This window comes from Actinotalea sp. (genome assembly GCF_041597215.1).
In the GTDB taxonomy this organism is placed as follows: domain Bacteria; phylum Actinomycetota; class Actinomycetes; order Actinomycetales; family Cellulomonadaceae; genus Actinotalea.
Map to the genome: position 1 here is coordinate 1 of NZ_JBFHHB010000097.1, position 11,185 is coordinate 11,185.

General features: G+C 70.0%; 11 protein-coding genes. 9 read left to right on the forward strand and 2 right to left on the reverse strand.

What is annotated here, in order from left to right:
* A partial coding sequence (locus tag ABWK99_RS08575; RefSeq protein ID WP_372594282.1) for a hypothetical protein occupies positions 1-202 on the reverse strand: 202 nt, incomplete at its 3' end.
* A 155-nt stretch (positions 203-357) separates the two neighbouring features.
* Between ABWK99_RS08575 and ABWK99_RS08580 the strand changes: the two genes are divergently transcribed.
* The 7 genes from ABWK99_RS08580 (at position 358) to ABWK99_RS08610 (ending at position 9,171) form a co-directional block, all read left to right on the forward strand.
* Positions 358-1,575, forward strand: a complete 1,218-nt coding sequence (locus ABWK99_RS08580; RefSeq protein ID WP_372594283.1) for an NADP-dependent isocitrate dehydrogenase — start codon at positions 358-360, stop codon at positions 1,573-1,575.
* Between the two features lie 65 nt (positions 1,576-1,640).
* A complete protein-coding gene (locus ABWK99_RS08585) occupies positions 1,641-2,648 on the forward strand; it encodes a malate dehydrogenase (RefSeq protein WP_372594284.1) in 1,008 nt (335 codons plus the stop codon).
* 150 nt (positions 2,649-2,798) lie between these two features.
* Positions 2,799-3,980, forward strand: coding sequence for an ROK family protein (locus ABWK99_RS08590; RefSeq protein ID WP_372594285.1), 1,182 nt, complete (start codon positions 2,799-2,801; stop codon positions 3,978-3,980).
* Positions 3,981-4,042: 62 nt separating this feature from the next.
* Positions 4,043-4,843, forward strand: coding sequence for an ATP-binding cassette domain-containing protein (locus ABWK99_RS08595; RefSeq protein WP_372594286.1), 801 nt, complete (start codon positions 4,043-4,045; stop codon positions 4,841-4,843).
* Positions 4,844-5,134: 291 nt separating this feature from the next.
* A complete protein-coding gene (mmsA, locus tag ABWK99_RS08600; RefSeq protein ID WP_372594292.1) occupies positions 5,135-6,679 on the forward strand; it encodes a multiple monosaccharide ABC transporter ATP-binding protein in 1,545 nt (514 codons plus the stop codon).
* Positions 6,680-6,711: 32 nt separating this feature from the next.
* Positions 6,712-7,971, forward strand: a complete 1,260-nt coding sequence (mmsB, locus tag ABWK99_RS08605) for a multiple monosaccharide ABC transporter permease (RefSeq protein WP_372594287.1) — start codon at positions 6,712-6,714, stop codon at positions 7,969-7,971.
* A gap of 90 nt (positions 7,972-8,061) precedes the next feature.
* Entirely contained in the window at positions 8,062-9,171 is a 1,110-nt protein-coding gene (locus ABWK99_RS08610; protein ID WP_372594288.1) for a substrate-binding domain-containing protein, read from the forward strand.
* A 170-nt stretch (positions 9,172-9,341) separates the two neighbouring features.
* On the opposite strand, the gene ABWK99_RS08615 is transcribed toward ABWK99_RS08610, so the two are convergent.
* The gene (locus tag ABWK99_RS08615) at positions 9,342-10,211 is read right to left on the reverse strand and encodes a Gmad2 immunoglobulin-like domain-containing protein (RefSeq protein ID WP_372594289.1); all 870 of its coding nucleotides are present in this window, start codon (positions 10,209-10,211) and stop codon (positions 9,342-9,344) included.
* Between the two features lie 124 nt (positions 10,212-10,335).
* On the opposite strand from ABWK99_RS08615, the gene ABWK99_RS08620 reads away from it, so the two are divergent.
* Positions 10,336-10,623 carry a DUF167 domain-containing protein gene (locus tag ABWK99_RS08620; protein ID WP_372594290.1) on the forward strand — a complete coding sequence of 96 codons (288 nt, stop codon included), beginning with the start codon at positions 10,336-10,338 and terminating at the stop codon, positions 10,621-10,623.
* A 244-nt stretch (positions 10,624-10,867) separates the two neighbouring features.
* Positions 10,868-11,185: hypothetical protein (locus ABWK99_RS08625; RefSeq protein WP_372594291.1), on the forward strand; the 318-nt coding region annotated here is incomplete at its 3' end.

The following is an 11,185-nucleotide window of genomic DNA, read 5'->3' on the forward strand; positions in this document are numbered from 1 at the left end:
CGCCGACCGTGACCAGGACGAAGGCGAAGGACCCGAAGGTCTCCGCGCCGACCCGGGCGAGGAGCGAGCGCTCCTCCTCGAACGGGACGGTCTCCAGTCCGCTCAGCTCGAAGGACTCGACCTCGAGGGTCATGGTCGTCTCGGCGACGGGGACCTCGTCCGCCTCGGGTGTTGCCGACGGGGTGGGCTCGGGCGTGGACATGCGGGTCCTCTCGTGAGCGTGCAGGCACTGCTGGCCTCGGCATCATGCCACCGGTACCTGGACGCAGACCCAGGTCTCTCGATGTCGAGTAATCTTCTTCCGAGAGCTGCCGCAACGACGCCGCGAGCGTCCCCCTCCACGTACAGGAGTCACGCATGGGCAAGATCAAGGTCGTCGGTCCGGTCGTCGAGCTCGACGGCGACGAGATGACCAGGATCATCTGGCAGTTCATCAAGGACCGCCTCATCCACCCCTACCTCGACATCGACCTGCGCTACTACGACCTGTCGATCGAGAACCGCGACGCGACGGACGACCAGGTCACCGTGGATGCCGCGAACGCGATCAAGGAGCACGGCGTCGGGGTCAAGTGCGCGACGATCACCCCGGACGAGGCCCGCGTCGAGGAGTTCGGCCTGAAGAAGATGTGGCTCTCGCCCAACGGGACGATCCGCAACATCCTCGGCGGCGTCGTCTTCCGCGAGCCGATCATCATCTCGAACATCCCGCGGCTGGTCCCCGGCTGGAACAAGCCGATCATCATCGGGCGCCACGCCTTCGGCGACCAGTACCGCGCGACGAACTTCAAGGTCCCCGGCGCCGGCACCCTCACGCTGACCTTCACGCCGGCCGACGGCTCCGAGCCGATCCAGCAGCAGGTCGTCACCTACCCCGAGGGCGGGGGCGTGGCGATGGGCATGTACAACTTCAACGACTCGATCCGCGACTTCGCGCGGGCCTCCTTCGCCTACGGCCTGCAGCGCGGCTACCCGGTGTACCTGTCGACGAAGAACACGATCCTCAAGGCCTACGACGGCGCCTTCAAGGACATCTTCGCCGAGGTCTTCGAGGCCGAGTACGCCGAGAAGTTCGCCGCGGCCGGCCTTACCTACGAGCACCGCCTCATCGACGACATGGTCGCCGCGGCCATGAAGTGGGAGGGCGGCTACGTCTGGGCCTGCAAGAACTACGACGGCGACGTCCAGTCCGACACCGTCGCCCAGGGCTTCGGCTCGCTCGGCCTGATGACCTCTGTCCTGATGACCCCCGACGGCACGACGGTCGAGGCCGAGGCGGCGCACGGCACGGTGACCCGGCACTACCGCCAGCACCAGCAGGGAAAGCCGACCTCGACCAACCCGATCGCCTCGATCTTCGCCTGGACCGGTGGCCTCAAGCACCGCGGCAAGCTCGACGGCACGCCCGAGGTCACGGCGTTCGCCGAGGCGCTCGAGGACGTCGTCATCACGACCGTCGAGAGCGGCAAGATGACCAAGGACCTTGCCCTGCTCGTCGGACCCGACCAGGAGTGGCTCACCACCGAGGACTTCCTCGCAGCGCTCGACGAGAACCTGGCCGCCCGACTCGCCTGACCCCGTGGCGTGGCCCGCGCGATCCGCGGGCACGTCGAATGATCATGGACCGAAGGAGCTCCACGATGACCGACCTCACCAGTGCCCCGCCCGCCGCGCCCGTCACCGTCACCGTCACCGGTGCCGCGGGGCAGATCGGCTACGCGCTGCTCTTCCGGATCGCCTCCGGTGCGATGCTGGGCGCGGACACGCCCGTGCGGCTGCGCCTCCTCGAGATCCCGCAGGCCGTCAAGGCCGCGGAGGGCACCGCGATGGAGCTCGCCGACTGCGCGTTCCCGCTGCTCGACTCCGTCGAGATCTTCGACGACCCGACGGCGGCCTTCGACGGCGTGAACATCGCCCTGCTCGTCGGCGCCCGGCCCCGCGGCCCGGGGATGGAGCGAGGCGACCTCCTCGAGGCGAACGGCGGCATCTTCAAGCCGCAGGGCGCCGCCATCAACGCCGGTGCCGCGGACGACGTGCGGGTGCTCGTGGTCGGCAACCCCGCCAACACCAACGCGCTGATCGCCCAGGCGCACGCCCCCGACGTGCCGGCGGAGCGCTTCACCGCGATGACCCGGCTCGACCACAACCGGGCGCTCTCGCAGCTCGCGACGCGGACGGGCTCCTCGGTGCGGGAGATCGAGCGGCTCACCATCTGGGGCAACCACTCCGCGACGCAGTACCCGGACCTGTTCCACGCGAGCGTCGGCGGGCGTCCGGCCGCCGAGCTCGTCGACGAGGACTGGGTCACCGGCACGTTCATCCCCACGGTCGCCAAGCGCGGCGCGGCGATCATCGAGGCACGTGGTGCCTCCTCCGCCGCCTCCGCTGCCAACGCCGCGATCGATCACGTGCACGACTGGGTCCTCGGCACCCCCGCGGGGGACTGGACCTCCGCCGGAGTCGTCTCGGACGGCTCCTACGGGGTGCCCGAGGGGCTCATCTCCTCGTTCCCGGTGACCTCGGACGGCGGGGCGTGGCAGATCGTCCAGGGTCTCGACCTCAACGAGCTCTCGCGGACCCGGCTCGACGCCTCGGTCGCCGAGCTGGTCGAGGAGCGCGACGCCGTGCGAGGCCTCGGACTGATCTGACCGATCCGCATAGCCGACCGGGCGTCCTGGACCCGGAGGGCGCGACGCCGGGGCGGCGGTCGCCACGGCGGGTCCGGATCGGTGATTGGATCACTCCCGTCCGGTACGCGACCGGACGGGTGGCTCGGAGCGCGGGGAGGTGGCGTAGGGATGTCCGGCTCGCAGACCGCGCTGCGCGAGGCCAACCGCGCCACCGTGGTCACGGCGGTCCGACGGCACGGCGGGCTGACGCAGGTCGAGCTCGCCGGGGCCACAGGGCTCTCCGCCGCGACGGTGTCGAACATCGTCCGCGAGCTCCAGGGTGCGGGGGTCGTCGACGTCCGCACGACGGTGCGCAGCGGGCGGCGCGCCCAGCTCGTGACCCTCGCCCACCGGCGCGGCCTCGCCGTGGGGGTGCACATCGGCACCCGGCACCTGCGGGTCGCGGTGGCCGACGCTGCGCTCGAGGTCCTCGCGGAGCAGACGCTCCCGCTGCCCTTCGAGCACCGGGTGGACACCAGCCTCGACCGGATGGCGCTGCTCCTGGTGGACCTGCTCGAGCGCGTCGGGGCGGCGATGCCGGAGGTGCTCGGTGTCGCGATCGGCCTGCCCGCCCCGGTGGACACGGCGACGGGCATGGTGACCGTCCCGGGGATCCTGCGCGGCTGGGACGACGTCCCGGTGGCCCAGGTGCTCGGCAAGCGCCTGGGCGTCCCGGTCTTCGTCGACAACGACGCGAACCTCGGGGCGCTGGCGGAGAGCAGGTTCGGCGCGGCCCGTCCCTACCGCGACTCGGTGTACGTGCGGGTCTCCCACGGCACCGGCGCCGGCGTGGTGCTCGGGGGGAACCTGCACCGAGGCTTCGCCGGGACGGCAGGGGAGATCGGGCACGTCCAGGTCGACGCGAGCGGTGACATCTGCGAGTGCGGGAGCAGGGGCTGCCTCAACACCGTCGTCGGCTCGCGCTCCCTTCTCGCCTCGCTCCGCGCGAGCCGCGGGCCGCTCACCCTTCGTGACGTCATCGCCCTCGCCGGTGACGGGGACCCCGGCTGCAGCCAGGTGATCGCCGATGCGGGGGCGACGATCGGCGCCGTCGTGTCCGGACTCGCGATGGCGGTCAACCCGCAGTGCGTCGTCGTGGGCGGGGAGCTCGCCGAGACGGGGGAGCTGCTTCTCGCGCCGATGCGCGAGGCGATCCGCCGTCGGGTGCTGCTCAACCACATCGCGCCGCTCGAGGTGCTCGGCGCCGAGCTCGGCGGACGGGCCGAGGTCATCGGCGCCCTGATCCTCACCCTGGAGAACACGGACGTCCTGACGACGTTCGACAGCAGTGTGCTGGCAGGTGAGGGGTGAGTGACCAGAGGCCCCACGATGCACTGGCAGGTCCCATGCGCGATGACGAGCAGGAGGCTGACATGACGGGTTCGGAGAGGTTGCCGCAGCCCTTGCTGTCCATGCGACAGGTCACCAAGCGTTTCGGTGCGGTCGAGGCGCTCGTCGGATTCGACCTGGACCTGCACTCGCACGAGGTCGTCGCCCTGGTGGGGGACAACGGAGCAGGCAAGTCCACGGCTGCCAAGGTCGTCGCAGGGGTCCTGCAGCCCGACGCCGGCTTCATCGAGATCGGCGGTGAGCCGGTGACCATCTCGACCCCGTCCGTGGCGCACGGGCTCGGGGTGGCGACCGTCTTCCAGCACCTGGCGCTGTGCGACAACCTCAGCGTCACCGCGAACATCTTCCTGGGACGAGAGCTGCGCGTGCGGCCGGGCGGTCCGCTCGACGAGGAGCGGATGGTGCTGACCGCGCAGTCGATCCTTCGGGATCTCACGGCGGGGATCCCCTCGGTCCGCGCACCCGTCCGGGACCTCTCCGCCGGTCAGCGCCAGGCCGTCGCGATCGCGCGGACCCTGACCAGCCGGCCGCGGATCGTCGTGCTCGACGAGCCCACCGCTGCGCTCTCGGTGGTGCAGACGGCCGAGGTGCTCATGCTCATCGAGCGACTGCGCGAGATGGGCCTCGGGGTCATCCTCATCAGCCACAACATGACCGACGTCCGGGCCGTCTCCGATCGCATCGTCGTGCTTCGGCACGGTCGCATCAACGGCGAGTTCGACGCGGCGAGCACGAGTCACGAGGAGATCCTCGCGGCGATCACCGGCCTGAGGCCCTCGGGCGGAGCGTCGCTCGCCCCGCCGACCGTCGGCCAGCGGGCCTGACGGCAGCCTCGCGACCAGCCGCCCGGTCACCCGCGGGGGTGGTGCCGCGCAGCGGCCGCCTTGGCTTCACCGGCTGACGACAAGGGCGCCGATCTCCGCACTTCTCCGCCCGCGACTCGGGCAAAACCCCTGCTGAGAGCGCCATATCCCGCTGCGGGTCACGAGATGATGACGATCTTGCATCTATTGGCTTCAGAAGTTGACGCCAGCCCGTGGCGCTCCCTAGCGTTCCACCCGTCCCCGGGCGCAGTGGCCCGCAGTGCGATGAGGCACAAGGAGTGCAGCGTGACCATGGATGCCCCGGTTCTTCTCGAGATGAGAGGGATCACCAAGGTCTTCCCCGGTGTTCGGGCTCTCGACGACGTGAGCATGAGCGTCCAGGTCGGGGAGATCCACGCGATCTGCGGTGAGAACGGCGCGGGCAAGTCGACCCTGATGAAGGTGCTGTCGGGTGTGTACCCGCACGGGACGTACGAGGGCGAGATCGTCTACCAGGGGGACGAGGTCCGGTTCAAGGACATCAAGTCCTCCGAGCACGCCGGGATCGTGATCATCCACCAGGAGCTCGCGCTCATCCCCGAGCTGTCGATCACCGAGAACATCTTCCTGGGCAACGAGGTGCGGGGCCGGGTCGGGATCGACTGGGAGGTGGCGCGTGCGCGTGCTGCCGAGCTCCTGGCGCGGGTGGGGCTCTCGGAGTCGCCCGACGAGCTGATCAAGAACATCGGTGTGGGCAAGCAGCAGCTGGTGGAGATCGCTCGTGCGTTGTCGAAGGACGTCCGGCTGCTGATCCTGGACGAGCCGACCTCCGCGTTGAACGAGGACGACTCGGCTCATCTGCTCGACCTGCTGCGGGGTCTGCGGGCCAAGGGCATGACGTGCATCATGATCTCGCACAAGCTCAACGAGATCGCGGCGATCTCGGACTCGATCACGATCATCCGGGACGGCAAGGCCGTCGAGACCCTTGACGCGCATGCCGGGGAGGTCGACGAGGACCGCATCATCCGCGGGATGGTGGGGCGTTCGCTGGAGTCCCGGTTCCCTGAGCACACGCCGCAGATCGGCGACGTGTTCTTCGAGGTCAGCGGGTGGACGGTCGAGCACCCGCAGGTCCCGGGCCGGTTGGTGTGCAACGACTCGGCGTTCCATGTGCGGCACGGGGAGATCGTGGGTTTCGCGGGGATCATGGGTGCGGGTCGCACCGAGCTCGCGCGGTCGCTCTTCGGCCGTTCCTACGGCCGGTACCTGGGTGGTCAGGTGACCATCAGCGGCCGGCCGGTGGACCTGCGGACGGTGCAGCAGGCGATCGACCACAAGATCGCGTACGTCCCGGAGGACCGCAAGGCCCTGGGGCTCAACCTGCTGGACACGATCCAGGACACGATCGTCTCGGCGGACCTGGCCAAGATCTCCACCCGCGGGGTGATCGACACCGACGGGGCGTACCTCGCATCGGAGGGCTACCGCAGCTCGCTGGCGATCAAGGCGAACTCGGTGCGCGAGGGAGTGGTCAAGCTCTCCGGCGGGAACCAGCAGAAGGTGCTGCTGGGCAAGTGGATGTTCCCCGAGCCGGATCTGCTGATCCTGGACGAACCCACGCGAGGGATCGACGTGGGTGCCAAGTACGAGATCTACGGCTTGGTGCAGCGACTGGCGGACGAGGGCAAGGGCGTGATCGTCATCTCCTCGGAGCTGCCCGAGCTGCTCGGGTTGTGCGACCGCATCTACACGATCTTCGAGGGCACGATCACGGGCGTGCTCGACCGGGCGGAAGCCACGCAGGAGAGCCTCATGCGGCTCATGACGGGCGCGGCACCGGCCGCCGCTCGCTGATCACCGAGAACAGGTAGAAGGACCAACAGACGATGAAGTCACTCAAGGCACTCCTCGGCGGCGGTGCACGCCAGTTCGGCATGGTGTTCGCGCTCATCGCGCTCACGCTGATCTTCCAGTTCGCGACCGGGGGGAAGGTGCTGACCTCGAGCAACGCGCAGAACATCATCAACGGGAACTCCTACGTGCTGATCCTGGCGATCGGCATGGTGCTGGTGATCATCGCGGGCCATATCGACCTGTCGGTCGGTTCGGTCGCGGCGGTGGTCGGCATCGTGGTCGCGCTGGCGATCCGCGACTGGGGGATCCCGTGGTGGCTCGGGGTGCTGCTCGGCCTGTCGGTCGGTGCGGTGATCGGGGCCTGGCAGGGCTTCTGGGTGGCCTACGTCGGCATCCCGGGGTTCATCACGACCCTTGCGGGGATGATGCTCTTCCGCGGTGCGAACCAGTGGATCGGCAAGTCGAACACGATCCCGGTGCCCAAGGAGATCCAGTACCTCGGTGCCGGCTACCTGCCCGAGTGGGGCCCGGCGACCGGGATGAACAACTCCACGCTCCTGCTGGGGCTGCTGGGGATCGCGGCCCTGGTGTGGTCGGAGTCGCGTCGGCGTCGCTCGGCGGTGCGCCTGGGCGGGGAGAAGGCCCCGATGTGGGTGTCGGTCACCCGCACCTCGGTGCTCTCGGTCGTGGTCGCTGCCCTCGCCTGGCTGTACGGCAGCGGCCGGGTGGGCACCTCGTTCCCGGTGGCCGGCGTGATCCTGGTGGTCCTGGTGCTGGTCTACGGGTTCATCTCCAACCGGACGATCACCGGCCGCCACGTGTACGCGGTCGGTGGGAACAAGTCCGCCGCTGCGCTCTCGGGCGTCAACATCAAGCGCACCAACTTCCTGGTCATGATGAACATGTCGATGCTCGCGGCCCTGGCCGGCATCGTGTTCATCGGCCGCTCGACCGCCTCGGGTCCCTTCGACGGGACCAACTGGGAGCTCGACGCGATCGCCGCGGTGTTCATCGGCGGCGCAGCGGTCTCCGGCGGCGTCGGCACGGTCATCGGCTCGATGATCGGCGGCCTGGTCATGGCCGTGCTCAACAACGGCCTTCAGCTGCTGGGTGTGGGTTCGGACCGCACCCAGGTGATCAAGGGACTCGTGCTGCTCGCAGCGGTCGCCTTCGACGTCTACAACAAGGTCCAGGGCAAGCCCTCGATCATCGGGATGCTCATGAGCAACCGCAAGAAGAGCGCCGAGGCCGGCGCCGCCGCGACCGCCTCGTCCACGAGCCCCACCCCCTAGTCCGACCCGAACCACCCGGCCCCGTCACGTCGACGAGGCCTCCCCACCGCATCCAACGTCGGGTGCACGAGAAGGAGAGAGACACCACTGATGAAGAAGCTCACCATGGCGCTCGTCGCCGCAGGTGCCGCAGGGGCCCTGATGCTGACGGGGTGCTCGTCCTCGGAGCGCGAGGGTTCGACGACCGAGTCGACCGACACGGCCACCGAGATGGCCGGGTTCGCGGCCGATGCCACCATCGGCGTCGCCCTGCCGCAGAAGACCTCGGAGAACTGGGTCCTCGCCGAGCAGCTGTTCAACGACGGCCTCACCGAGGCCGGGTTCAACCCGATCGTGCAGTTCGCCAACAGCGGCGTGACCGAGCAGCAGAACCAGATCCAGGCCATGGTCGAGCAGGGCGCCAAGGTCATCGTCGTCGGCGCGATCGACGGCTCGCAGCTGGGCACCCAGCTCGAGGCGGCGGCCGAGGCCGGCATCAAGGTCATCGCCTACGACCGCCTGGTGAAGAACACCGACGCCGTCGACATGTACGTCGCCTTCGACAACTACCAGGTCGGCGTGCTCCAGGGCACGGCGCTCCTCGAGGGTCTCGCCGAGCGCAAGGGTGAGGGCCCGTACAACATCGAGCTCATCGCCGGTTCGCCCGACGACGCCAACGCCACGCCGTTCTTCGAGGGTGCGATGAGCATCCTGCAGCCGAAGATCGACGACGGCACGCTCACGGTCGTCTCGGGTCAGACGACCTTCGAGCAGGTCGCCACCCAGGGCTGGAAGGCCGAGAACGCCCAGAAGCGCATGGACACCGTGCTCGCCGGCTCCTACACGGACACCGAGCTCCACGGCATCCTGTCCCCGAACGACACCCTGGGCCGCGCGGCGCTGACCGCCGTCGCTCAGGCCGGCAAGGACGTCCCGGTCGTCACCGGCCAGGACTCCGAGGTCGAGTCGGTCAAGTCGATCATGGAGGGCGTGCAGTACTCCACGATCTACAAGGACACGCGTGAGATCGTCGCCCAGACGATCGCGGAGATCAAGCTCCTCCAGGCCGGCTCCGAGGCCGAGATCAACGACACCGAGTCCTACGACAACGGCGTCAAGATCGTCCCGGCGTACCTGCTCACCCCGTTCATCGTGACGCAGGCCAACGCCGCAGAGGTCTACGCGGACGACGCCACGCTGTTCCCGCTGACCCAGGAGTGACCCGGGTACGTCGGGCCTGACCGGCCCGGCGCCCGGACCGCAGAGGGCGGGTTCCCCACCGAGGGAGCCCGCCCTCTGCCATGTCCGACGGCCCGGGCTGTCCGGCTCAGCGCACCGAGAAGGCCGAGGCTGTCCGGCTCAGCGCACCGAGAAGGCCGAGGCGAGCCGGCTCAGCGCACCGAGAATGCCCGGCTGTCCGAGGTGGGTGGCCGGCCCTCGCCGCCGGAGGGGTCGTCCTCCGTGATGACGACGACGTACTCGCCCGGCTCGAGCGTGAGGGTCAGGCTGAAGGGCGCGAAGGTCTGCCCCTCCGCCGTCATCGTCACTCCGGACTGCACGACGGCGCCGTCGCTGGTGCGGACCTCCCAGGGGAGGGTCGCCTCGTAGACGGCGGCCTCGCCGGTCACGGTGACCTCGCCGTCGAGCACGTCCCCCTCGTTCGGGTCGTTGATCTGGACGAGCAGGCGCGTGGACAGGGGGTCCTCGCGGGCGATCGGTGCGCGGGTGTCGAGCACGCCGAACAGCTCGTCGACGGGTTCGCCCTCGACGAGCAGGCGCACCGGGTCGTCCGAGGCGAGGGCGCCGGTCACTGCGTACACCAGCGCCTGGACGGCGAGGTTCGCACCCGCCGAGCCGGTCGTCGTCCGGGTCGCGGCCTCGGTGAGGTCGACCTCGATCACGCCGTCGAGCGCGTCCACCGCCAGCACCTGGCCCTCGGGGGCCCACAACCCGGAGTAGTCCGGGTCGAGGGGCGCGCCGGCGAGCACCGCCCGGGCGGCGGTGAGCGCGGCGCCGCCCTCGTCGGGAAGGCGACGGAACTCCCGCACGAGCCGGAGGTCGGTCCCGGTGTCCGTCGCGTAGTACACGGGTACGAGGATCTCGGCCGCGGTGCTCGAGGCCGTCGGGCTCGGGCTGTCGCTCGGCGAGGTCGTGGGGCTCGAGGCGGACGTGGTGCCGCCGGGCTCCGGCGCGGTCGTCGTGCAGCCGGTCAGCGTCACCAGCAGGAGTGCGCCTGCGGCCGCCAGCGAACGTCGGGTCATCGGTGCGTGCATGGGTCCGCCCCCGTCCACGGTGTGTCCCTCCAGCATGCTCGTCCCGCAGGATGAGCGCCATCGACGGGGCGCTCCGGTTCGCCGCACCGACGTCCGGGGGCAGGATGGGGTCGTGACCGCCACACCCGAGAGCCCGACGAGGGTCGCGATCCGGGTGCGGCCCGGAGCCTCACGCACCGCGGTCGGGGGCGACCACGGCGGTCGGCTGGTCGTGGCCGTCGGTGCCAGGGCGGTGGACGGCGCTGCGACGGAGGCCGCGCTCGCGGCCGTCGCGAAGGCTTTCGGTCTGCGTCGCCGACAGGTCGCGCTCGTCGCCGGGCTCACGAGCCGCGACAAGGTGGTCGAGCTGGACCTGGACGCCGCCGTGGCGGCCGGCCGACTGGCCGAGCTGCGCGGCTGAGCCCACGGCGGAGGACGAGCGGTCGGCTCGTGCGGAGGGCTCCGCCGAGCGGCGGCCGGTCTCACCCGGACGGCCCAGTGCGTCTCACCCGAACGGGTCAGCGTTGACGCTCACGGCGCTGACCTGCGGAGTCGCCCTCGGCTCTGAAAACGCATTCGGCAAACTCTTGCAAGGGTTGGAAGGGGCTCGCTAGTGTCGCGAACGCCCGGTGGGGGATCGGGCACCCACGGACGAAGGAGTCCACATGCCTCGCCTGACGCGCGCCCTGGCCCTGCTCACCTCGATCGGGGTCGCCGCCGTCGGCGTCGCCGTCCCGCTTGCCCCGGCCGCTGCCGCGGCCACCACGATCGCCCTGGTCGGCGACCTCCAGTCCGAGCTCGGCTGCCCGGGAGACTGGCAGCCCGAGTGCGCCGCGACGGAGCTCGTCCCCGCGGGGGACGGCACCTGGTCGGCCGAGTTCGACGTCCCCGCCGGGACCTGGCAGTACAAGGTGGCCTACGACGACGACTGGGCCGAGTCCTACGGGCGGGACGGAGGAGGCGACAACGCTCCGCTCACGATC